This is a genomic window from Staphylococcus auricularis, assembly GCF_051172115.1.
Taxonomy (GTDB): Bacteria; Bacillota; Bacilli; order Staphylococcales; family Staphylococcaceae; genus Staphylococcus; species Staphylococcus auricularis_A.
Genome location: NZ_JBPIZN010000001.1, coordinates 364773 through 389410, shown reverse-complemented (window position 1 = coordinate 389410; position 24638 = coordinate 364773). Strand labels below are relative to the sequence as shown.

At 35.7% G+C, this 24638-nt stretch carries 26 protein-coding genes and 1 other RNA gene; 4 read left to right on the top strand and 23 right to left on the bottom strand.

Going from position 1 to position 24638, the window contains the following annotated elements:
• Positions 1-11: 11 nt before the first annotated feature.
• From murG to ACSBRB_RS01940, 13 genes are all read right to left on the bottom strand, one after another.
• Complete coding sequence (murG, locus tag ACSBRB_RS02000) at positions 12-1088, bottom strand: undecaprenyldiphospho-muramoylpentapeptide beta-N-acetylglucosaminyltransferase (RefSeq protein ID WP_435031383.1); 1077 nt, start codon at positions 1086-1088, stop codon at positions 12-14.
• A gap of 12 nt (positions 1089-1100) precedes the next feature.
• Positions 1101-1610: a GNAT family N-acetyltransferase gene (locus ACSBRB_RS01995; protein ID WP_435031382.1), complete on the bottom strand. Its 510-nt coding sequence runs from the start codon at positions 1608-1610 to the stop codon at positions 1101-1103.
• Positions 1611-1634: 24 nt separating this feature from the next.
• Positions 1635-3104, bottom strand: a complete 1470-nt coding sequence (locus tag ACSBRB_RS01990) for a S41 family peptidase (RefSeq protein ID WP_435031381.1) — start codon at positions 3102-3104, stop codon at positions 1635-1637.
• A 245-nt stretch (positions 3105-3349) separates the two neighbouring features.
• Complete coding sequence (locus tag ACSBRB_RS01985; protein WP_107392987.1) at positions 3350-3571, bottom strand: YozE family protein; 222 nt, start codon at positions 3569-3571, stop codon at positions 3350-3352.
• Positions 3571-4071, bottom strand: coding sequence for a PTS sugar transporter subunit IIA (locus tag ACSBRB_RS01980; RefSeq protein WP_435031380.1), 501 nt, complete (start codon positions 4069-4071; stop codon positions 3571-3573). Before ACSBRB_RS01980 ends, ACSBRB_RS01985 begins: the two co-directional genes overlap by 1 nt.
• An 11-nt stretch (positions 4072-4082) precedes the next feature.
• Entirely contained in the window at positions 4083-4511 is a 429-nt protein-coding gene (gene msrB / locus ACSBRB_RS01975) for a peptide-methionine (R)-S-oxide reductase MsrB (RefSeq protein ID WP_435031379.1), read from the bottom strand.
• On the bottom strand, positions 4508-5032 hold the full coding sequence (msrA, locus tag ACSBRB_RS01970; protein WP_435031378.1) for a peptide-methionine (S)-S-oxide reductase MsrA: 525 nt from the start codon (positions 5030-5032) through the stop codon (positions 4508-4510). Before msrA ends, msrB begins: the two co-directional genes overlap by 4 nt.
• A 144-nt stretch (positions 5033-5176) precedes the next feature.
• Positions 5177-6016 carry a DegV family protein gene (locus ACSBRB_RS01965; RefSeq protein ID WP_435031377.1) on the bottom strand — a complete coding sequence of 280 codons (840 nt, stop codon included), beginning with the start codon at positions 6014-6016 and terminating at the stop codon, positions 5177-5179.
• Positions 6017-6254: 238 nt separating this feature from the next.
• Positions 6255-6731 (bottom strand): dihydrofolate reductase, encoded by a 477-nt coding sequence (locus tag ACSBRB_RS01960; RefSeq protein WP_435031376.1) that lies wholly within the window; start codon positions 6729-6731, stop codon positions 6255-6257.
• Between the two features lie 73 nt (positions 6732-6804).
• Entirely contained in the window at positions 6805-7761 is a 957-nt protein-coding gene (locus ACSBRB_RS01955) for a thymidylate synthase (RefSeq protein ID WP_435031375.1), read from the bottom strand.
• A gap of 88 nt (positions 7762-7849) precedes the next feature.
• The gene (brxA, locus tag ACSBRB_RS01950; protein ID WP_435031374.1) at positions 7850-8287 is read right to left on the bottom strand and encodes a bacilliredoxin BrxA; all 438 of its coding nucleotides are present in this window, start codon (positions 8285-8287) and stop codon (positions 7850-7852) included.
• Positions 8288-8308: 21 nt separating this feature from the next.
• Positions 8309-9424, bottom strand: a complete 1116-nt coding sequence (locus ACSBRB_RS01945) for a conserved virulence factor C family protein (protein ID WP_435031373.1) — start codon at positions 9422-9424, stop codon at positions 8309-8311.
• Between the two features lie 12 nt (positions 9425-9436).
• Positions 9437-9622, bottom strand: coding sequence for a zinc-finger domain-containing protein (locus ACSBRB_RS01940; protein ID WP_435031372.1), 186 nt, complete (start codon positions 9620-9622; stop codon positions 9437-9439).
• Positions 9623-9932: 310 nt separating this feature from the next.
• Between ACSBRB_RS01940 and ACSBRB_RS01935 the strand changes: the two genes are divergently transcribed.
• Positions 9933-10637, top strand: a complete 705-nt coding sequence (locus ACSBRB_RS01935; RefSeq protein WP_435031371.1) for a queuosine precursor transporter — start codon at positions 9933-9935, stop codon at positions 10635-10637.
• An 18-nt stretch (positions 10638-10655) separates the two neighbouring features.
• Here ACSBRB_RS01935 and ACSBRB_RS01930 read toward each other — a convergent pair whose 3' ends face one another.
• Positions 10656-11237 carry an RBBP9/YdeN family alpha/beta hydrolase gene (locus tag ACSBRB_RS01930; protein ID WP_435031370.1) on the bottom strand — a complete coding sequence of 194 codons (582 nt, stop codon included), beginning with the start codon at positions 11235-11237 and terminating at the stop codon, positions 10656-10658.
• Positions 11238-11383: 146 nt separating this feature from the next.
• On the opposite strand from ACSBRB_RS01930, the gene ACSBRB_RS01925 reads away from it, so the two are divergent.
• Positions 11384-11791, top strand: coding sequence for a ribonuclease HI family protein (locus tag ACSBRB_RS01925; protein ID WP_435031369.1), 408 nt, complete (start codon positions 11384-11386; stop codon positions 11789-11791).
• A gap of 75 nt (positions 11792-11866) precedes the next feature.
• On the opposite strand, the gene ACSBRB_RS01920 is transcribed toward ACSBRB_RS01925, so the two are convergent.
• From ACSBRB_RS01920 to ACSBRB_RS01880, 9 genes are all read right to left on the bottom strand, one after another.
• A complete protein-coding gene (locus tag ACSBRB_RS01920) occupies positions 11867-12751 on the bottom strand; it encodes a 5'-3' exonuclease (RefSeq protein ID WP_435031368.1) in 885 nt (294 codons plus the stop codon).
• A 15-nt stretch (positions 12752-12766) separates the two neighbouring features.
• A complete protein-coding gene (locus ACSBRB_RS01915) occupies positions 12767-16216 on the bottom strand; it encodes a dynamin family protein (protein WP_435031367.1) in 3450 nt (1149 codons plus the stop codon).
• 176 nt (positions 16217-16392) lie between these two features.
• Positions 16393-17049 carry an SDR family oxidoreductase gene (locus ACSBRB_RS01910; protein WP_435031366.1) on the bottom strand — a complete coding sequence of 219 codons (657 nt, stop codon included), beginning with the start codon at positions 17047-17049 and terminating at the stop codon, positions 16393-16395.
• 178 nt (positions 17050-17227) lie between these two features.
• Positions 17228-18142: an EamA family transporter RarD gene (rarD, locus tag ACSBRB_RS01905; protein ID WP_435031365.1), complete on the bottom strand. Its 915-nt coding sequence runs from the start codon at positions 18140-18142 to the stop codon at positions 17228-17230.
• A 36-nt stretch (positions 18143-18178) separates the two neighbouring features.
• A complete protein-coding gene (locus tag ACSBRB_RS01900) occupies positions 18179-19306 on the bottom strand; it encodes a THUMP domain-containing class I SAM-dependent RNA methyltransferase (RefSeq protein WP_435031364.1) in 1128 nt (375 codons plus the stop codon).
• A 183-nt stretch (positions 19307-19489) separates the two neighbouring features.
• An RNA gene (rnpB, locus tag ACSBRB_RS01895) (RNase P RNA component class B) lies at positions 19490-19873 on the bottom strand.
• A 142-nt stretch (positions 19874-20015) separates the two neighbouring features.
• On the bottom strand, positions 20016-20345 hold the full coding sequence (gene gpsB, locus ACSBRB_RS01890) for a cell division regulator GpsB (RefSeq protein WP_435031363.1): 330 nt from the start codon (positions 20343-20345) through the stop codon (positions 20016-20018).
• A gap of 10 nt (positions 20346-20355) precedes the next feature.
• Positions 20356-20922: an SLOG family protein gene (locus ACSBRB_RS01885; RefSeq protein ID WP_435031362.1), complete on the bottom strand. Its 567-nt coding sequence runs from the start codon at positions 20920-20922 to the stop codon at positions 20356-20358.
• A 1-nt stretch (position 20923) separates the two neighbouring features.
• On the bottom strand, positions 20924-21253 hold the full coding sequence (locus ACSBRB_RS01880; RefSeq protein ID WP_435031361.1) for a DUF1798 family protein: 330 nt from the start codon (positions 21251-21253) through the stop codon (positions 20924-20926).
• Between the two features lie 381 nt (positions 21254-21634).
• On the opposite strand from ACSBRB_RS01880, the gene recU reads away from it, so the two are divergent.
• Both recU and ACSBRB_RS01870 read left to right on the top strand, forming a co-directional pair.
• Positions 21635-22261: a Holliday junction resolvase RecU gene (recU, locus tag ACSBRB_RS01875; protein ID WP_150887521.1), complete on the top strand. Its 627-nt coding sequence runs from the start codon at positions 21635-21637 to the stop codon at positions 22259-22261.
• Positions 22258-24555, top strand: coding sequence for a transglycosylase domain-containing protein (locus tag ACSBRB_RS01870; RefSeq protein ID WP_435031360.1), 2298 nt, complete (start codon positions 22258-22260; stop codon positions 24553-24555). Before recU ends, ACSBRB_RS01870 begins: the two co-directional genes overlap by 4 nt.
• The last annotated feature ends 83 nt before the right edge of the window (positions 24556-24638 follow it).

Genomic DNA, 24638 nt, shown 5'->3' with positions numbered 1-24638 from the left:
ATTGAACCTCTCTATTTATTATCTGTATCATGTAATATTTTATCAAACAGTTCTTCTTTCGTATAGCTTTGTTTATATTGAGACATCTCTTTGACGATGTCATCTCTATGATTTTCAATATTTGCAAGAGCTTGCATGAAGGCTTCACCAGTGAGACCGTCTTCTTGAATCATTTTAGCGAAACCTTTAGATTCGAAGTATTTCGCATTATCGATTTGGTCCCCACGTGATTGATCTAAACCGAGTGGAATGAGTAACATTGGGATACGTAACGTCAAGAATTCATAAATCGCATTTGAACCTGCGCGACTCACTACAGTATCTGTCATTGCTAATAAATGGGTTAATGGTTCATTCACAAATTCATATTGAACATAACCTGTTTTATTTTTATAACCTTCATCTGTTAAACCTTTCCCAGTTAAATGAATGACTTGATAATGTTTGAGCAATTCGTCTAGGTTTTCACGAATTATTTCATTTAATTTCTTGCTGCCTAAACTACCGCCCATAACAAGAAGGACCGGTTTATCCTCACTAAATTGTGTCATTTCATAACCTTTATCAGGGTCACCTGAAGTTAAATCATCTCTAATCGTTGCTCCAACGAAATCTGCTTTATCTTTCGGTAAATAGTTAATTGTATCTTCAAACGTCGTATAAATTTTTTGTGCAAATTTTAAAGATATTTTATTCGCTAATCCTGGTGTTACATCAGATTCATGAATGATTGTTGGAATGTTTAACGTTTTAGCAGCGATAACAACCGGTACAGAGACAAATCCACCTTTAGAAAAGAGTAAATCTGGTTTTTCTTTTTTAAGTACTTTACGTGCATCTACAATACCTTTCAATACTCTGAACATATCTTTAATATTTTCTAAAGATAAATAGCGTCTTAATTTACCGCTTGAGATGTCATGGTAGTCGATTTCTGGAAGTCGAGATTCGATCATTTCACGTTCTATGCCGTTTTTAGAGCCGATATAAAACGCTTCGTGGTTATCGGCTAATGCGGTGGGGATCAAACTTAAATTGACTGAGACGTGACCTACAGTCCCTCCACCAGTGAATGCTATTTTTACCATATGTTAAAACCTCTATTCCTCTATTGTTTTATAGTAAGCGTAGAAAGGTTCACCTTTATCAAATGGATGATAGTCGATTTCAGCTTCTCCGACTTTTGTGAACCCAAATTTTTCAAATAAACCTTGTGCTGGTTTATTCAATGCAAATGTATCTGTAAGAATAACATGAATTTGATGTTCTAAAGCGTGATCTATAGCGAAATTAAACAGTTCAGTAGCGCCACCTTTATAATCGCTTGAACTAGCTAAACGGTGAATGACGAAAGCACCTTCTCTATCTATAGGCCAATCTAACTTATCATACCAATCCGCTTGCTGTTGATCGATAACAATAAATCCATAAATCTCACCATCATCATCTATCACAAACAGGGTGTCTGTTTCGATGTCTTTTTTAAAATGTGTATCTAAAGGATAATCATCATCCCATTGCGTATTATTGTTATCACGCATTTTTGCTTTTGCTTCCTCAACTAAATCTAGCACACTATCTAAATCTTGAAACGTTGCTTTTCTAATCATGAAAATTCCCCTCCATCAAATTCATTATTTAAGTCGTTCCAACATTTTATCTAACACAACATCGTCATCATTTGCTTTTTCAACTAATTGTTGGGTAAAAGTTTCGTTTGTTTTCTTATTAAATTCACCTGTCACATCTAAATCGTGTTGTTGTTGAAAATCTTTGACTGCTGCTACGAGTTCAGCATCATATTGTGTAGATTGATTATCAATTTGATAATCCAAGGCCTTAAGTCCAACTTTCATGGTTTTAATGTGTTTACTTTGATCTCCTTGTTTAAATGTTTGATCACTAGGGATGACATTCAATGATTGATAAGCTGGAGGATCGATTTTCACATCGGGTTTAATCCCCTTACCATGAATGTAATGTCCTTCAGGTGTTAACCATTTCATATTTGTAAATTTAAGTAATGATCCATCGTCGAATTCTTTGGTAGTCTGTACTATTCCTTTACCAAAAGATTTGGAACCATAAACTTTTGCAATACCATAATCTTTTAATGCGCCTGTAAATACTTCAGAAGCACTTGCAGATCCTTCGTTTATTAAGATTGAAACGTTCATGTCTTTCGTTTCTTTTACTTTATCGTTTGGAGCAGGAATTTCTTCAGTTTGTTTGCCTTTTTGTAATTTCACTACTGTTTTATCTTTGTCGATGAAGATATTAGCCATTTTTACAGCTTCATCTAATAGTCCCCCTGGGTTATTCCGTAAATCGAGTACGAGATCTTTTTTCCCTGCTTTATGTGCTTTTAACACTGCAGATTTTAATTCAGCTGCTGTACTATTTTGGAATTTATTGATCGTTAAAATTGCGATATCGCTTTTAGTTTCATAATCAACGCTTTTCACATGAATTTTATCGCGTTTGATTTTAATGTCGTGAGCGTCTGAACCGCGTTTAACTGTGAGGGTTACGTTGGTACCTTTTTTCCCGCGGACTTCTTTTACAATGGATTCTAATGGTTTGCCTTTGACACTTTTGCCGTTTACTTTTTCAACGACATCTTTAGGTTGAATACCTGCTTTTTCTGCTGGAGAACCTTTCATCGGACTCGTAATTTGAATTTGATCATCTTTTTTCTGCATTTCTGCACCAATACCTACAAAGTCACCTGAAACGTCTTCATTAAATGACTCTGTTTCATCTTTAGTCATATATTCTGAATACGGGTCTTTGAGGGATTTGACCATGCCATTAATCGCACTTTCAGTTAACTGATTGGATGTCGTACCTTTGTAATAATCATCAGACAACGTTTTGTAGACATTTTCAATTTTTGAAATATCATCTCTTTGATTGGCGTCTAAACCAGTCAGTTTGTGACTGATAAAGAGTGTAGCAGCAACTGTGAGCATCACAGTAATCAGGATGATTACGAGTGCTGATAACCACAGTTGAGATGTTTTAAATGTATGTATGCCAGATTTATTTTTATTTTCATTTTGATCTTGATTGCTTTCATCTTGTTGGTGCTCAGTTTGCGTCAAAATTATCACTTCCTCATTTTTGAACTAACGTGAGTTCATTTTATCAAAATATGACCCCATTCATCACTTATTGTGACAAGAAATTTTAAATCATAGTTGTTTTATGTATTTATCACAACATGAAAACCGGTTTGGATTGAATTGGTCTGAAAATAAAATAAGCTGGGATTCATCTTATTGATTCACCCCAGCTATTATATGATCTCATTAGTTTAAAACGATTATAAAAATAACTCATAAGCATACTAGAATTTAAGCCATTCTGTATACTCTTCATACAGGTTATCAAAAATCGACATGGGTACAGAATATGTGCCTTGTGTTTCTATATATTCGGAAATCGTATCAAAGTCCTTTTCGTATTTTGGAAAAGACAAATCATGGTATATCTCATCGGCAAGTATACCTTCATCGCCTTTACGATCTCGAACCGTTAACATAAATTGATAAAATGAGTGATCTTTCATTAGTTCATAGTCACATCAACGACTTTAGTTTCGCCTTTAACGACATGATCTACGTCTGCAATATTGATAGATGACGATTGATCAGAGTTTGTAACAATGACTGGTGAAATTTCAGATTTAGCATTTTGCTTAATGTAATCTAAATCCACTTCGATGAGTGGATCTCCGACACTCACTTCATCGCCACTTTGTACAGAAACCTCAAAGCCTTCCCCGTCTAATTGAACGGTATCTAAACCGATATGGATGAGCAATTCTAGCCCATTATCTGCTTTAAGACCGATCGCGTGTTTTGTAGGGAATACATTATCCACTGTACCGTTGATAGGTGAAACGATTTGTCCTTCAGATGGTTTAATACCGAAACCTTCACCCATCATTTTTTGTGCAAATACTGGATCAGGAATATCTTCTATTTTTACAAATTCTCCAGTAAAAGGTGCTACGATTTCTATATCTTTGTTAACTTCTTTCCCTTTGCCAAATAATTTCTTGAACATCGAGTTCACTCCTAATCTTTGAAATATCTTACTAAATCTTCATACCCTAATTCTTCTAATTTATCATAAGGAATGAATTGAATTGCTGCAGAATTGATACAATAACGTAAACCGCCACGTTCTTTAGGCCCATCATTAAACACGTGACCTAAGTGACTGTTCGCATCTTCGGAACGCACTTCTGTACGTACCATCCCATGTGTTTTATCAACTAATTCTACAAGCGACTCATCGTCGATAGGTTTTGAAAAACTAGGCCATCCACAATCAGATTCAAATTTATCTTCTGAAGTGAAAAGTGGTTTACCTGAAATTTTATCGACATAAATACCTTTGTCAAAATGATTCCAATATTCGTTACGGAATGGGGGCTCAGTCCCATTCTCTTGTGTAACTAGATATTCCATTTCATTTAATTCGTTTTTATCTCTTTTAATCATTTTGATTCCCCCCAGTGTTTTTCAATAAATGCTTTTCGTCCAGAACCGCGTTGATACTGTTCATAATGATGAGGGTTTTTTTTATAGAAGTCTTGGTGATAAGATTCAGCAGGATAAAAATTTTTATACGGTTTGATTGGTGTGATGACTGGTTTATCAAAAATATTTTGTTCATTTAGTTCTTGTATCTTAACCTCGGCCGCTTTTTTCTGTTCTTCATCATGATAGAAAATAACTGGTTCGTAATGTTCACCACGATCGAAAAATTGGCCGCCGTTATCTGTAGGATCAAACGTTTTGAAATAGACGTCTAAAATATTTTCAAACGATGTAATTTGATCATCGTAAGTGATTTGGACAGCTTCTACATGGCCCGTTTGATCTGAACATACTTCTTCGTATGTTGGATTAGCGACGTGACCACCACTATAGCCAGAAACAATATCTTGAATACCTGGATAAGATGCAAAAGGTTTAACTAAACACCAAAAGCAACCGCCAGCTAATGTAGCATAAGCCATATTTTATTCTCCTTACATATTTATTGTAACAAATTTACCACTTAGAGGTTATATTTGCTATTAATATGTTTGATTTAACAATATAGTAAATAAGCTTTTATATAGAAATGATTTGTTTTTTATATTTGTGTGAGGTAAAACAAATCAAGATCGTAAGATGACGACACCGATTGCGCCTTGGCCTGTGTGCGTCGAAATGATTGGCGTCGTTACATTCATATCAAAATGAGGCACATCAAATTCTTCTGAAAACTGTTTCTTAACTTTCTCTATAAATTCGATGATATTCGCATGCGCGAGCCCAATCGATTGAATACGATGGTTTTCAACAAAAGAAGCAATTTCTTTTTTGAGAAATTTGATTGCAGAATTCTGTGTGCGCACATTGTGCATGAGATCAATTTCACCATTTTTAAGCGTACCAATTGGATTTATTTTCATCATGTTACCAATAAAGCCTTTTGCTTTTCCGATACGGCCACCTTTAATTAATTGTTGTAACTGACCGATCACGACAAATACTTTAATATTTTTGCGTAAGTCAGCGAGTTTTGTCGTAATCGTTTCAATATCATGACCTTCTTCAACCCACTGAACAATGTGTTGAATCTGATAGCCAAGACCAAACGAAATTGATTTTGAATCAAATACGGTAACATGGCTATCGGTCATTTGACTCGCTTGAACAGCAGTTTGGTATGTGCCACTTAACCCAGAAGTTAAGTGTATGCTGATTACATGTGAACCATCCGCACCCAACTTATCATACAATTCAATAAATTTACCAATCGCGGGTTGACTCGTTTTAACATCTGCGCCAGCTTCAATCATTTCGATGAACGCTTTTGAAGTTATGTCAACTTGATCTTCGTACGACTTGCCATCTATGGTTAAGTTTAATGGTATGACGTGGATATCATGTTCCTCGAGATATTCATGCGATAAATCAGATGTGGAATCTGTAACAATTTTAAATTTAGTCATAGTTTATATGCCGATAGATTTTTGAAAACATAAGTGGGTGAACGTTATTATAAATTCAATCTAAAGGCTTCTCCCTTCTTCAATATTAAAACAACTTCTACAGGTTGAACCTTTTTTCATTTTTAGTAATGTACCATAAATCATTAGAGCTTACAATTTAAAATAAAATCTTAAACTTGCGTGTTGCAGTTGCGATTGATTTCATATTCACCCTTGTTCTCTATCTTCAATATAAGGATTACTTACGAACTAAATGTAAAAAAGTGTGCGGTATTGTATTTTTTTCGTCTAATGTTCCTTCTACTGCAGATTCAACTTTCCAATCTTCAAATGTATAAGGTGGAAAGAATGTATCGCCTTGGTATTTATCTTCGATGAGTGTAATGTACATGTCATCCACCTCATCGATCATTGCTTCAAATAAAGATTGACCACCAAAGATGAATACTTGTCCTGGTAGATCATAAATTTCATCGAGTGAGTGAATCACATCTACACCTTCTGGATTAAATGATTCATTGCGGGTTAACACGATGTTACGACGATTGGGTAATGGCTTACCAATAGATTCATAAGTAGCTCTACCCATTACAAGCGTATTGCCAGTTGATAATTGTTTAACATGCTTCATATCGTTCGGTAAATGCCATGGAAGTTGATTATTTACACCAATCACACGTTGCTGATCATGCGCAACGAGAATGGAAAGTGTCATAAAATTACCCCCTATCATTATTTATACTCTATTATATAATAAATCACTGTACTTCTTAAGTTAAAGCATCATTTTATACTGCAATGGGTGCTTTAATACCCGGATGAGATTGGTAGTCAACAATTTCTAAATCTTCATATTCCAAATCAAAGATTGATTTGTCAGAGTTAATACGTAATTGTGGTGGTTCGTAGCTATCACGTTCGAGTTGTTTACGTACCGCATCCACATGATTACTATAAATATGAGCATCACCAAATGTATGCACAAATTCGCCTACCTCTAAGCCACATTCTTTCGCAATGAGATGTGTTAATAAACTATAGCTTGCGATATTAAATGGTACACCTAAGAAAATGTCAGCGCTTCTTTGATAAAGTTGGCAACTTAATTTACCATCTTGCACGTAAAATTGGAATAACGTGTGACAAGGAGGTAATGCCATGTCATCAATTTCTGCTGGGTTCCAAGCGGTGATAATATGACGTCTTGAACTTGGATTCGTTTTAATTTGTTCAATCACTGTTTTAAGTTGGTCAAAGTGATTGCCATCTTTATCTTCCCAGTCTCTCCATTGTTTACCGTATACTTTGCCTAAATTACCAAATCGTTTCGCAAACGCATCATCTTCTAAAATGCGTGTTTTGAATATTTTCATTTCAGCTTGATACTGTTCATTGAATTCTTCATCTTCTAGTGAACGATGACCAAAGTCTGTCATATCTGGACCATGATACTCATCTGAATTGATGTAATTTTCGAAGGCCCATTCGTTCCAAATATTATTATTATATTGTAGTAAATAACGTATGTTCGTATCTCCTCGAATAAACCAGATTAATTCTGTCGCAATTAATTTAAAAGAGACTTTTTTAGTCGTCAAAAGTGGAAAGCCTTTTGTTAGGTCAAAGCGCAATTGATGACCAAACTTTGAAATAGTTCCTGTATGGGTACGGTCATCACGTGTCTGACCATGTGCTAGTATTTCTTCACATAATTCGTGGTATGATTGATCAAATGGATTGAGCATCATGCCACCTCCGTTTCTATATTTTTGAGTTCAATGTATGTGGATGATGCTAAGATTAAATGATGCATAATGAGTCAGACATATGCCATTATGAGCAATGTTCATCAAATACATCTTTAATATCCATACATATATCTTGAACGTCTCGTCCTTCAATATGTTCACGTGGCATGAAATGTTTAAGTTCTTTACCTTTAAATAAAGCATAAGAAGGACTAGACGGTACTTGTTGGATATAATCTCTCATTTGTTCGGTTGCTGCTTTATCTTGTCCTGCAAAAACAGTGATTTTATTTGTTGGTTTTGCATCGTTTTGTTCTGCTACCGTTACAGCAGCGGGACGAGCAAGGCCAGCTGCACAACCACAAGTTGAATTAATGACGACAAACGTCGTGTCATCGTCGTTAACATTTTCCATATATTGTGTCACTGCATCTTCAGATTCTAAGCTTTCAAATCCGTGTGATGTTAATTCATCGCGCATTTGAGTGACTAATTCTTTCATATAAGCTTCATAAGCGTTCATTTGTATTCCCACCTCCATTGTTTATTTGTTGTTTCGGTTTGCAATTTGTTTCCATACTGATCCTAATGCTTCGTCGCCTTTTTCTATTCTTGAAATCGCCATCTCAATTTGAAGTTTGACTTCGTAAGCAGGATCATCGACGTGTGCTTTCAATGTACCTAATTGTTCAGGTCCACCTTCATCAAAGATGAACATCGCAGCACGCCATCTCACTATTTTTTGTGGATCATCTAACGCTTGTTCCATTTCAGGTAGCGCTTGTTTAAAGCCAAGATCGCTTAAGCAATCTCCTGCCGTACGTCTTACAGCCGGTGCTTTATCATGTAAGCCTTTATATAAGTAAGGTAAAGCAATCTCATCTTCTATCATACCGATAAGTACAATGGCTTCACGGCGCAAAGGTACTTTTGTTTCTTCTCTCAATACTGTATCAAGTAATGGTAAATCTGCTTCAGTCGGCGTGGGGAACTGTTTGAGCATGCGTAAACGTGTCTTCCAATCATCTGTTGCTTGATACGTTTCAAGTGACACACGTTCATAATGTTTCTCAGGTACTACAATATCAGTAGACAACGCTTCTTGAACTTGACTTTCGAGTTGTGATTCAGGGTAAAGTGCAGTCACTTCTTCGAAAACCTCTGACATAATTTCATCTAGTTCACCATAACGAATACCGAAGTCTTCCCATTTACGTAGAAAGACGATGTTATCGTCATCTTTTTGTGCTGCTAACATACTATCTATATAGGCTTCTGGTAATTGTTTACGTTTTTCTTCATCCCCAGAAGTTAATTTGATTTGATAAGGAATGCCTTTAAACATGAGCACTTCTGCTTTAACTTCACCGTAGTGTTCATCTGGTAACGGTTCATCTGTTTGTAACTCATTATTGAGTGTTGCAGTTACATGAGGTAAAACTTCTTCCCAGTCTGCTTTAGGTTCCTTATCGACAGCAAGGAAATCCATAACGTAGAATATCGATTTGACACCTTCAACATTTAAAACATCATTAATAAATTGAGGCTGATCGTCTTTAATTTCAGTATATGTGTTCGGTGCATTATCCGTTCTTTTTTCCGTTAATACAATTTTCATTGTATTAGGACTGGGTGTGGGTTCAACGCGCAAAATCTCCATGTGAAGTCCTCCTTATTGCAATTCATTTCCTAATTGTTTGATTTGTTTCCCAACTGAACACTCACTAATACAAAAGTGATGAGCTTGTGTTTTACCTTGTGTTTTTCTGATGTGCGCTTTTAATAAACAGTCATCGCAATACGTGTTCATTAAATGATCGATTTGCGCTAATGCTGCTTTCTCAGAATAAGTTAACATTGACTCACCTTCCTCATTAGCTCGTTGGTTTTTCTATGACTATATTATAACATTTTCATAGCGTTTCTCTTAGTGGAAGCCATTGTGAAACGAGGGTTTTATGTGTAATGTTTCACAATGGAATCTATGACTTGTTTAACCTTAAGATTTAACTTTATCATCGTATCATAATTGATGACGTTCTATCTAACCAGCCGTTTTAAAAAGATAATTACCTTATTGAATTTTAAATGCATTAGGATTACAATAGATAAGTTGTATGATTGCGGTTTCTAAACACCCGCTTGATCAAAATTTAGGAGGAAAAACAATGTTTAATATTTTATTTGGTATATTAACGTTCTTTGTAACGTTTATCTTACTCATACTCATGTATCGTCTGTTTGGTAAACACGGGCTCATTGCGTGGGTTGCAATTGGAACGATTATCGCAAATATCCAAGTTGTAAAAACAGTTGATCTGTTTACGATTTCTGCCACGTTAGGTAACGTGATGTTCGCTTCAATCTACCTTGCTACTGATATTTTAAATGATATTTATGGTCGAAAAATGGCAAAACGCGCGATTTGGATTGGTTTTAGTTCGACATTAATCATGATTATCGTTATGCAGTTGTCCTTACACTTTATTCCAGCAGCAGAAGATACAGCGCAAAATGCGATGGATACGATATTTAGTGTTGTTCCCCGTATCGCACTTGGTTCTATTATCGCTTATATTATTGGGCAACAAGTTGACGTACTTATCTTCTCAGCAATTAAGAAAATCTTCTCTTCAGATAAAACGTTTATTATCCGTGCATACGGAAGTACGATTTTAAGTAATATTTTAGATACCGCATTATTCGTGTTTATCGCTTTCTATGGTACGATGCCAAATGGCGTAGTACTCGAAATCTTTATAACAACCTATGTACTTAAAATTATTTCTACTATCTTTAACGTCCCATTTGGATACATTGCCAAATCATTTTACCGAAATGGTAAAATTCAACATATTGATGAAGATTATTAAAAAAGCTCGGGAATTGGTTTATTTACCAATTTCCGAGTTATTTTGTGTAATAAAACCGACGATATAAGATTTTAAACGATCGAATCGATCATAACCATCACGCGCTAGAAAGTGACCGTTATGTTCGATAATGTTTGTGGGAACTTTTAATGATTGTGATAACTCATCTGTATAAGTGATATCTACGACTGGATCATCGGAGGCTGCGATAGACATGATGCGTTCAGCAGATAATCTAGGATATTGGATGTGACATTGATCGATAAAGCTGTTTAACTCTGGCAAATCGGTCAAGGTTTGGCCAAAGCCTGAGACTAAAAATAAGCCTTTAATATGATGAATTTCTGGTAAGTTTGTGAGAAAATCTAACGTCGTTATAACACCTAGACTATGTGCAACGATGATCGTTTCGCTATCGAGTTGTTCTTGAATAAGATGTTGTAATGTCGCTGACCATGCCTTGTAATCAGGTTGGTTTGTGTCTGGTAATGCGACTACTTCAGTTTCATAACCATACCCTTCCATTTCATCAGCGAGCCACTGATACCAATGACTACTTGAAGTCGCTTGATAGCCATGTACGATAAACATTTTTTTCATAGTAAGATCACCTATTTCATTCTTTTCCCTTATACACTGTATTGTGTTCAGTTTATAATAGCATCGCTTGAATTTCCACTTTTCAGTTTATATGATAATAGAAGAAAGTGCCAAAGATGGATGTGTTTTAAGAGAAAGGTGAAAATATGGCGAAAATATATTTTGATGCAGCAACACAAGGTAATCCAGGTTTAAGCTCTGGGGCAGTGGTCATCATTACCGAAGAGAATCATACAGTTAAAACGTATGATTTACCTTATTTAGATAATCACAGTGCAGAATGGGAAACATTGCTGCGAGCTTTAGACTTAGCTTCTGAAATGAACGTTGACAACGCGCTCATCTTTACTGATTCTAAACTAATTGAAGATAGTATCAATCAAGAAAATGTAAAAAATGATCGATTTAAACCTTATCTTGAAAAGGCATTAAGTTACTCTGATGCGTTTGCACTCATGTTTGTAAAATGGGTGCCACGTGCACAAAATAAAGAGGCAAATCATCACGCTCAACAAGCGTTGTACAAACAAGCAAAACAACATAAACATAAATAAAGGGCTAACTCCTTGCCCAGTTTCATGCGACTAAATGCGCAATTTAAGCTGAGTGAGAAGGATAGCCCTTTTCGTTTATTTATTATAATGAGTAACTAGATATTTAGCTGATACATAGAGTTCTTTTTCATTACAAACAGATAAAATGTGTGATAGCTCTGCTTGATATGCCATTTGTTCTTTCAGATTGTCTGTTTCGAGTGGGACTTCTGTATAAATGCGTGCGAGTTGTTTAGATAGTATTAAGTTATCGTAATCGGCTTGTATTTTCTTTTGTTGTGCAGGTGTCAGTTCATCAAGATGATTGACCACTTCTTCTACGGAACCATGTTGCTGTACGAGCTTAATCGCTGTTTTCTCTCCGATACCTTTAACGCCTGGATAACCATCTGCACTGTCGCCCATAAATGCTTTGACGTCGATCAATTGTTCAGGGTGCAAGCCGTATTCATCTTCAAATTTAGCTTCTGTATAACGGTTATAAGTGCTGAACCCTTTTTTAGTAAGCCAAATTTCAGTGTTCTCATTGAGGCACTGTAAAATATCTCGATCTCCAGTGACGACATAAACAGGCATGTCTTCTGAAAATTGTTTGACTAACGTACCTATCACATCATCAGCTTCGTAATTTTTAACACCTAAATTAAGAAAACCTAGTTCAGCTGCAATGTCTTTTACATCATCAAATTGCGGAATCAACTCTTCTGGCGGTTCAGGACGATGTTGTTTATATGCGTTAAACATGTCATTGCGGAATGTAGCTTGTCCCATATCCCAACAAATTGCGACATGGCTCGGCTGTATATCATTGATTGCCGTATAAACATGACGAACAAATCCTTGTATGGCATTTGTTGGTATGCCTTCAGAATTACGCATAAATTGATTGCGAAAGCTTGTCGCGTAAAAATGGCGGAATAAAAGCGCCATACCATCGATGAGTAATAATTTATCAGTCATGTGTTAAACACCTTTCTATATTTGCAATGTTTCGCTTAATTGGCGATGCGCCGATTCTATTTGTGTAATTAATGTTGCATCAATATCTACGGATAATAATTGTTTGATTTGTGATTGTGTATCTTGTTCTAATGCTTCAAAGGATGCTTCACTTTGTTGTTGTAAGGAAGTTAACCCGTTGACTAATGCTGTTCTTAATTGTGCAATACCACCTTGTAATAATAACATAGTGTGCTGTACGATTTCTTCATGCAGTGCTTGTTGCTTTTTGTTATTAAGTAAATTCTTTTTAGTAAGTGCTTTTGGCAGGCGACTCAATAAATCATTCAATTCGATATGCACATAAGGTCGATCCAGTGTTAACGACAAATCATTGAATGATGGATTAATAAATACATGAAGCTGTTCTAGTGCTTGTTTAAGTGGCGCGATTTCATCTTTCAATTCTGAAGTGAAATATTTTTTCGTACGTTCGACGAGTAATGACTGTTCCAAGTATAAACGTTGATGGATATGATCTAAGTACGCTTTCGTCGTCAATTTCTTCTCTTGGTTAAAGTCACTATTTTGCGTCATTTGCGTATTATAAAACGCCTTTGCATCGTCGAGTAAATATAATTTCAGTCGTTCAGTTAAATGATAAATTTGATCTTCGACTTCATTTTGACTGCGTTGGCCTACTGTTTGAATCGTTTGTAGAGACATGACTCCGTTTTGTGCATAGTGCATTAATTTTTGCTTCCGTTGTTCAATTTGTACACGATTTGTTTGATATTCCTCAATCATATCACCATACGCTTGGTTAATGTGTGTCAATTGATGAATCATTTGTTGCTGCAATATATCTTTTGACGTTACATTTGCAAAATGATCGATGCTTTCTCGCAGTTGATCGATACCCTCATCAGAGGCAGCTAAGGCTGAGCGGCTAGAAACAGCATAAACGTCTGAATGCAATTGCACTTGATCCAGTGCATCTTTAACATAATCAATGACAGCTGCTTTATCCTCATCACTTTCTGCTAAATCTACTGCATTCACGACCATTTTGAATGCCTGATTTTCATTTAATTGATTCATTTGTTTCATGTGCTCAATGAACTTTTTATCATTATCTGTAAATGAATGATTAAAATAGCTTACATATAAGATTAAATCTGAAGATGTGAGAATCTTTTCTGTTTCGTTTATATGACGTTGGTTGTTTGAGTGCAAACCGAGTGAATCAACGATAATTTTATCTTTCAACCAATCTAATGGGAGTTGGAGATGTACGGTTTTCACAAATGTCGCATACTCATCTTGTGCACTCCATTTTTTGACTTCCTGTTGGTCAATGATGTGTGTTTGCCCTTCCGTTAACATGTCTTGATACATATCGTAGTGTTTTTCTATTGCACGTATAAAGGCGAGCTGATTTTTTTCTAACTGTGCTTTTAGTTTATCGATATTTTTTGTTAAAAATTGAGTCATTGAATCAAATGATACATTATGCACTTCAAATACATGGTTTAATTCTTCTAGTAGTTGCGCTTCTGATTTCAAAGTAATAGCACTTTCATTGCCGTACGATAATTCAGTGGTCGCAGCAGTTGTAGGGTTAGGTGAGCTAACTAAGTAGTGGTCGCCCAGTAGCGCATTGATGAGACTGCTCTTACCCGCACTAAATGTTCCGAATACCCCTATTTTAATGACTTTCTCGTCTAGACGATCAAGTGTTTCACGTATATCCATTTTCGTTTGTTCGAATAATGGGACGGGATCAATCATGTTCAGAGCATGTTTAATTGTATCTAATTGCCCTGACTGTTGAACCTCGCTCGTTGTTTCCTCGTTATCTTGATGAGAGTGGTTATTTGTATGTGTTTGAGCAGGCGTATAAGTGATTGGTGTGCGGTCGATCAGTTTATCTAATGAATCATCTATATGAATATAATAGTGTCTATAATTTTCAGTTGTGAGAGAATGTTTTAAATCTCTGAGTTCAACATATTGTTCGTATAGTGCTTGATCTTGATCCTGTTCTGTCTGCACCCCTTTTGCCTGTGCGTGTTTGACAGCTTCATCGAAAAGTGGTTCGGATTCAGTTTTAATTTGTTGTTTGACCGCTTTCAATAAATCATCTGAAAATGTGAGTACATATTGGTTAGAAATACTAATTTGTGGTTGATAACGATTTTCTATCATAGCTGGATCGATATCATATTGTTGATTTAATATCGCTTCAGTGGTGCGTGCGTCATTAATGAAACGCGTTAAAAATGACATGTCTTCTCTTAACGGTTGACGTATTTGTTGGTCGACCTTTTCTTGTAATAAGGAGACTGCGTCATCTAAACGTTGATGTTGGATAGTTTGTAATTTTTTCTTCTTATTAAACAATCCGCTCACTTTGAATTGCTGCGATCTACTTTCTAAATAAACACGTAATCGCTCGCGCATGTCGTGTGTCATCACATAAGCATTTTCTAATATATCTTGGCGTTTATTCTTTAAAAAAGTAGCCAACTTATCTTCGTCATTGAGTAACTGTGCTTCTTCACTCACTTGTTGATTTTGTTGAAATGTCAAATAGGCTTGATTAAAATCTGAAGCTTCAACATCTAGTGTATCAAGTAATTGTTGCATTTCATTTTGAATATATGCAAGTTGGGAAGACGTAATAAATTGAACCATGCGCGCAACGTAATCATCCATCGCTTCTCTATTTTGATCTCTTTCTATGAGGTATGAAGATAAAGCATTGATTTCATTATGAGGATGATCAAATTTCGATACATAAAATATACGATCAAGTGACAAATCCCATTCTTGAATCGAATGTTCGACTCTTTGTTGAAACGCTTCAAAGGATAGCTCATCATCACTGTGTTTGTCGATTTGATTAATGACAAATACTACTGGAATCCCGTTTTGGTTTAATCGTTTCATAAATTGAAAATTCAGTGCGGATTGCACGTGATTATAGTCGACAGTATAAAAGATGATATTACTCGTATACATAAATTGTTCCGTACTCGATTGGTGTGTCGACACGTTCGAGTCTACGCCAGGTGTATCTTGGAGGGTAAACCCTTTATTGAATTTGTCAGAAGTAAACTTAATCTCGACAGATTCGACATTGACGTTTTCTCGATTCATTTGTTTTACTTGTTCGTAGTTATCCAATAAGGTATAGCGTTGATGATCTAAATTCGCAACAATACCAGGCTCATCTGCCACAGAAACGATTGCTGTATTACTCGTAGTAGGAACAGGTGAACTTGGGAGAATATTTTGTTCTAAAATAAAGTTTACTAGCGTTGATTTCCCAGCTGAAAAATGACCGACAAATGTGCCAGTATATTGATTTAAGTATACCTTTTTAATCATTTGATTAATGCTGTGGACCAAAGTTTGGTTATTAGATTTTTCCACTTCTTTTTTTAATTTATATAAAATATCAAGGTGTTCAGTGTTGGACATAATCTGCAATCCCCTTTTTTATTGCATTGTTATTAATAAAACTAATTGTATAATAAATTGTCCTAACGAAAAAGGATATCTTAAGATTTTTCAGAAAATAATAGTCATCACATACAAAAAAGCCTAAAAGTTATCAAAATATGACTTTTAGGCTGTGAGTTATGCGATTTTAATTGTTATTCATGATTAAATGTTCTTTCACCGTGTTTCGGTTTTGGACCATCTGTTTTCGGTTTGTTAATGCCGATATTTTCACGCAAAAAGAGTTCTGGATCTTTCGCGATGTTTACAATGACCGCTGCCACACTCTTACGTGAAACCTCTGTACCTTTAAATGATTCATCTTTCTCTGTTGTTTCGAAATCAATTTCATTAAAGTTAGTTAACCAAGCAGGTCTCAATAACGTATAATCGAGATCAGATGCTTCAATTATATCTGCTGCACATTTATAAACAGCTAGTTTTTCACCTAATTTATCTTCTACCCATTTACCAAATGCGCCAGGTACTTCATTATAAATGCCTAATGCTGTCACAAAAATGAGTCGTTTTACTTCATTTTGCTCCATTGCTTTCACGATAATCTCTGCTTCTTTATCGAGTTCACCTGAAAGACTTGCAACGACGATGTCAACGTCTTGCATTGCATCGTTCACATCATCAATGTTTGTCGCATCTCCTTCTCTTACACGGATACGGTCTGAAGCATAATCAGGTAAACGATTGGCATCTCTTAAAAATAAACGTAGTGTGTAGTTGGTATTTTCTAAAAATGAATTGATTGCCGCTTTAGATATGTTTCCGTTTGCTCCTAATATGAGTACTCTTCTCATATAATCACTCCAATATTTAATATTTATCTATCTTATTGTATGAATGACTTAGCGCATTTTTAAGGTGAAAATGTTCGACTCCATTTACTTCACGATAACATATTTCTATCCTATCAATGATGAGATTTGCCCAGTATTTACATAAATTTAAAATATAATAACAAATGACACCCTCTATTTATTTAATCAGCGCACGTCGATAGTGTTTCAATTTTAAATATTGAGAGAAACTATAGATGAGAATGCCTAACCAGATAAAGATAAATGTAATCAATTGATTCATATCAAATGGCTCCCCGAACACGAAGATACCAAGCACGAACATGATGGTCGGTCCTATGTATTGGATGAAGCCCATTAATGATAATGGAATCCGCCGTGCACCAGCAGAAAACAAAATGAGTGGTATCGCTGTTAACGCACCAGAGAATAAGAGTAAAAACGTAGATATATTTAGACCGACGGCACTTTCATGTTGTTGTAATAAATAACCAATATAAATGAGTGCCACAGGTGCTGTTACGATACACTCAATCGTGATACTACTGATCGCATGAATGGGCACAAGCTTTTTAATTAGCCCATAGAGTCCAAATGTAAAGGCGAGTAATAGTGAAACGATCGGAAACACGCCGACTTGAATTGTCATATAAAGCACGCCAATTAAAGCTAAGATGATTGCGAGCCATTCCGGTTTATTAAACCGTTCCTTTAAGAAAATATAAGCCAGCACGATATTGACTAAAGGATTAATATAATATCCTAAACTGGTTTGAAGAACGTGACCATTTGTGACAGCCCAAATAAAGGTTCCCCAATTGAGTGTAATGACATAGGCAGCAATAATTAATGCGAACAGTTTAGTCGGTGTCGTAAATAAAAATCTTACATCTTCAAAAAATGGCCGTCTATAATGACCAATGGATACGACCATAAGCATAAATATCATAGATAAAATGATGCGATAGGCTAAAATTTCAAACGCATCAAATCCATGAATGAGATCCCAATAAATAGGCAAAATTCCCCATAAAATATAGGCAATAATCGAAAACAATATGCCAGCTTTCATTTCGTTTGTTTCTTGTTGCATATTTCCCATCCCCTTAAATTGTCTTAAAACACAAAATTACTGTGGTCGTTCTCCCCAATATTGATAGTACGTACATTCAATATAACCATTAAATAATTTTCTTCGTTTTGTAGCCTTTCGATTTGCTAAATACTCAAATTCCTTATTGCTCGTTAAAATATAAGCAGAAAGATAAGGATGTTGTTTCATCAGTTTACCAATATAGCGATACATTTCGTTTACTTCTTCACGGTCTCCAATCCGCTCACCGTAAGGCGGATTACCGACGAGCGCAATGGCTTGATCATCAGGCAGTGAAAGCGTGTTAACATCTTTAACGCTAAATTGTATGATATCGGACAAGCCAACTTCCGCTGCGTTGCGTTTAGCTATCTCTACCATTTCTGGATCGATATCAGATGCATGAACTTCAATCGGTTTGTCATATTCAGCTTGTTGATCAGCTTCATCTCTTAATTTTTCATATAAATCGTCTGGCATGATATCCCACGCTTCTGAAACAAAGTCACGATTAAAACCAGGAGCAATATTTTGCGCGATGAGACAAGCCTCGATTGCAATCGTTCCTGAACCACAGAATGGATCAATCAATGGTGTATTGCCGTTCCAGTTTGCAAGGCGAATTAAACTTGCTGCAAGTGTCTCTTTGATGGGTGCTTCCCCTTGTGCAATTCGATAGCCTCTTTTGTTTAAGCCTGAGCCAGATGTATCTATTGTAAGTAACGCTTCATCTTTATGGATTGCAACTTCAACAGGATATTTAGCACCTGTTTCTTCTAACCAACCTGACACTTGATAGTTACGTTTGAGTCGTTCTACGATGGCTTTTTTGACGATCGATTGACAGTCTGGCACACTATATAATTTTGATTTTACGCTGCGACCTTGTACAGGGAATTGGCCATCTTCAGAGATAATGGTCTCCCAAGGTAAGGCCAATGTTTGCTCAAATAAATCATCAAATGAAGTGGTATGAAATTGCCCGAGTACGATTCTCACTCGATCTGCCGTTCTGAGCCATAAATTGGCTTTAGCAATGGCAGTTTCATCACCTTCAAAGAAAATTCTGCCGTTTTCAATTGTGGTTTCATAACCTAATGATTGGATTTCCTTTGCTACGACTGCTTCTAAACCCATGGGGCATACTGCTAATAATTGAAACATTAAACTTTCTCCTTTTATTACTACTACTTACTTATTTATAATACTAAATTTTACTCTTTAAATGTGAAGAATTTTAGAAAAACACATAAATACTTTTTTACTATTTGTGGTTGAAAGTGTAATACGTTGATTCAAATAAAAAAGCTCTCCTATTTTAGGAGAGCTTGTAACTAGTAATGATGTTTATGTAAGCCATGTTCTGTTCCATTGTACTGCGAACGTGTCCTAGCTACACTCGTACGCTGGTGGTAATCATCTGTCTACGTTATTTCGTTACGTAAAAATAACGTCTTGTTTATACGTTGAGTTCCGCTAAACAAGTGCTCCTACCTAATTTGGATTGCTCACTCGAGGGGTTTACCGCGTTCCACCTTTTACGTTTCCGCAAAAGCTACGTCACTGTGGCACTTTCAAACTATTTTAACCGTATTAATTAAACTTAGGTTATTTCGTTGCCGTCATTAATATGCCTTGACTTATTGTTTCGTCAAGCACGAACACTACAGTCATCTCAGACTGTGTGAGCATGGACTTTCCTCTATATTGCTATAGCGATTACCCAAAACACCATCTTTTAAATTATAGCACTATTTTACGTCATGTACAAATCAAATATAAGCTCAATGCGACGATTTTTATCATAAACATTGAGCCTAATTAAGTATTTGAGCTTTCATTATATACAAATTTCACTTACGCAATGTATTTATTATTGTTGTTTACCGAAAACTGCTTTTTCAAGATTTGAAATACGTTTCAAGATATCTACATTGCTTGAATTAGAAGAGAAGTTTTTGTTTTCTTGTGGGCGTGATGATGCGACACGTAAGCGTAAATCTTCAACTTCTTTTTTTAATTTTTTATTTTCTTCAGAGAGTTTTACAACTTCACTATTTAAATCTGCCATTTTTTGATAGTCAGCTATAATTTCATCAAGAAATGCGTCGACTTCTTCTTTACGATAGCCACGCGCAACGGTCTTTTCAAAATCTTTTTCATAGATTTCTTTAGCTGATAATTTTAATGAAACATCTGCCATTATTTTCACCTCATTCGAAACTTTGTTCTTGAGACCATTGTAAATCATTGATGAATTCTGTCAGTTCATCAAATTCCACATTGTCACAAGTATAATTTGTTTTATTCATAAAATCAACTAACTTCCTTTTGAAGTACTTGGGACTACCCTCTTGCTCTTCATCATAAATCAGTATTGTCATATCAGTATGATCTAGCATAAACTGGTCAGTACGTTGAAATTGGAATGGGCCTTGATATTCGCTGTGATACACGCTGTCCACAAAATCAGCTTGTTTTTCAAGCGAGACGTATTTAGCTTGGTTGTTTTCGTTCCATCGCGCAGTATGATTTAAAAATGGGGTAATAATCCCGAATTTTAAATCAGGATACTGTGTTTTTAGTTCAACTACGACTTCTCCAGCCCACATTTCAACGCCAATTTGACCTTGTATTAATACCCACTCTAATCCTTCATCGATGAGTTGTTCAATCTTATGTTTCATAAATTGTTTTAAATAGTAGACTTGAGGGGCATCGTCTTTAAAAATATTCAATTCATATGACTTATAGCCTGTAATATAAATTGTTTTTACCATATTATAACTCGTTTCTTTTAATATAGTTTAAATCATAATGTGTCGCTTTGAGTTTTTCTGTAAATAATTTTCTACTCGTGCGTTGAAAATGACACTCTACAGAAAGTGCTTTGATATTTTCAATGAGAAGGTCAAATTTGGTCTGATTCATATAAGGTAATCGAACAACTTCCTTATTAAATGTTTTAAACTGATCTAAGGTTTGATCTACTTTTTCAGCGAAGGGTTGCACGACTTCAAAGAAATCAAAGTCACCCTCTTTTTTAGCTCTTTCATACGTATGGGACATGGTTGTTAATAATGCGAGCAGTTGATCTAAGGTTTCAATCATAGTTTACCTCCATGCATAATGTATCACAATGTATGAACGAGCAAAATTGTTTTGTTCTAAAATTGAAGTTGAGGGATTGGTTAATATCGGGCTTAAAGTGGTATCATGTTAGTATTGTGTAAAAGATGGAGCACATGCAAGATTACAATACTGTAAGGTCACACAACGCATGTTTATGTTATATTACTCAAGAACCTTGTTTCTACTTGCGCTTACGCATGTGAAACATTGTTTATTTACACAAATCGCGTTAAAATAGCGTTAAGGTGAATTCGTTTTCCTTTGATTAAAATGAGAAAACCGATATCGATGGTTGGAAATTTTACTCATTTTAGGTATAATTAATGAGGTTTTTACATCCAAACAAAAGTGGTGACATTTATGAATTATCCAAATGGCAAACCATTTAAAAGAAATAAGTCTCAAGTCCGACGTACAAAGGATGATGAATCTAGTAAGATAGATCATGGTGGCCGTGGTATGTCACTAGAATCTGATTTAGAACAGTCTAATGCACACTACTTACGGAATAATATAGCGGTTATACATAAAAAACCAACGCCCGTTCAAATCGTGAATGTGCATTATCCAAAACGAAGTAAAGCTGTCATTAATGAGGCTTATTTTCGGACACCTTCAACCACTGATTACAATGGAATTTATAAAGGGTATTACATTGATTTTGAGGCAAAAGAAACGAAAAATAAGACGTCTTTTCCTTTAAATAATATTCACGATCATCAAGTGGAACACATGGATGCGTGCTATGAACAGGCAGGTATCGTTTTTCTTGTGATACGACTTAAATCATTAGATGAGGTTTACTTACTTCCTTATTCCAATTTCAAATATTTTTGGCAAAGACACAAAAATAATGTTAAAAAATCAATTACGGTTGAAGAATTAAGAAAAAATGGTTACTATATTCCTTATCAATATCAACCACGATTGAATTACCTCAAGGCCGTTGATAAGTTGATATTAGATGAAAGTGAGGACCGCGTATGACGGAAAGTAAAGGGACTTCTCGTAATAACAACGGAAAGTCCAATCAAAAAAAGAATAGAAATGTCAAGCGTACAATAATTAAAATTATTGGCTTTATCTTAATCGCTTGTATCATTTTAGCTTTGGTAGGAATACTCTTATTTGCATATTATGCGTGGAAAGCACCAGCATTTAATGAGTCAAAATTAAAAGACCCTATTCCAGCAAAGATATATGACAAGGATGGAGAACTAGTTAAGACAATGGATAACGGACAGCGTCGGGAACACGTAGAAATTGACGACGTCCCTAAAACGATGAAAGAAGCCGTCTTAGCTACAGAAGATAATGGTTTCTATAACCACGGTGCGCTGGACTATAAACGTTTAGCCGGTGCGGTAGTTAAAAACGTGACTGGTGGTTTTGGTTCACAAGGTGCATCAACGCTGACACAACAAGTTGTTAAACGTTCGTTCTTAACTGACAAGAAATCGATAGCGCGTAAAGCACAAGAAGCTTACCTATCATATCGTTTAGAACAAGAATATAGTAAAGATGAAATCTTTGAAATGTATCTCAACAAAATTTACTATTCTGATGGCGTTTATGGTGTAAAAGCCGCAGCTAAATATTATTTCGATAAAGATCTTAAGGATTTAAATCTTGCCGAATGTGCTTATTTAGCCGGACTTCCACAAGTGCCTGAAGTAAACAATGTTTATAACAACCCAGAAAAAGCAGAATCACGTAAGGATACAGTACTATATTTAATGAATAAACATGATAGAATCACAGACAAACAGAAAAAAGAAGCGCAAGATACACCTATCGAAGAAAATCTTGTTGATCGAACTCAGGAAGAACGACAAATTTCACCTGAAGATGAAAATCCTGAATATGCGTCATATGTCAACTTTGTAAAATCTGAACTCATGAACAACAAAGAGTTTAAAGGCCAAGACTTAGCCGATGTACTTAACAGTGGTATTAAGATTTATACAAACATGGACAAAGACGTACAAGAAACACTACAAGATCGTATAGACAATGGTAGTTATTATAAAAATGATGACCAACAAGTCGGTGCGACAATTGTAGATAGTAAGTCAGGATCACTTGCAGCAATTTCTGGTGGTAGAAATTATAAAGATGTGGTTACGCGTAACCAAGCCACTGACCCACATCCAACAGGTTCTACATTAAAACCATTCCTTGCATATGGACCAGCAATTGAAAATATGCAATGGGCTACAAACCATGCCATTCAAGATGAATCTGCTTATCAAGTCGACGGTGTGACATTCCGAAACTATGACCAAAAAGGTCACGGTACGGTGAAAATTTATGATGCCTTACGTCAAAGTTTCAATATCCCTGCACTTAAAACATGGCAACAAACACGTGAAAACGCAGGTAATGACGCGCCGAAAGATTTCGCCAAAAAAGTAGGTTTAGAATATGAAGGAGATATTGGACCTTCTGAAGTACTCGGTGGTTCATCTTCTGAATTCTCACCTACTCAATTAGCATCAGCATTTGCGGCTATCGCAAACGGCGGTGAATATAACAACGCACATTCTATTAAAAAAGTTGTTAAAGATGATGGTGAAACAATCGAATACGACCATACAAGTCATAAAGCGATGGAAGATTATACAGCTTACATGTTAGCTGAAATCTTAAAAGGTACATTTGAGCCTTATGGTTCTGCTTACGGTCATGACATTGATGGCGTAAATGTGGCAGCCAAAACAGGTACAGGTACTTATGGTGATGAAACTTACCAAGAATATAACTTACCAGATAGTGCAGCCAAAGATGTTTGGATTAGCGGTTTCACACCTAAATACAGTATGGCAATATGGATGGGCTTCAGTTCTGTTAAAGAAGGCGGAACAAACTCATTCGTAGGTCACCAAGAACAAGACTTCCCACAATTCTTATTTGATGACGTCATGACAGAAATTTCACCTAGAGATAATGCAGACTTCAAGAAACCTGATTCTGTAAATGGTAGCAGCAAAGATAGTTTATCTGTTGCAGGTCATTCAGATAACAATACAACAACAAGTACACCAAATGGTCAACCAAGCAGTAGTTCATCAAATAGTAGTTCATCATCAAATTCATCTTCAAGCAACAACAATAACAATCAACAAGGTACACAGCAAAATAATCAACAAAATGGACAAGGCCAACAAAATGGTAATCAACAACAGCAACAGCAGCAACAACAAAATGGCAATTCCATCACTGGTACATTAGGTAGATTGTTTAATGTGAATATGATATTTGATGATCAACAAGCTTCTTAAATATGATAAGCACAAACATAGCCCTCTCTATAGCATTCAACGCTATTGAGAGGGCTATTTGTATATAAAAAAAGATGACATTG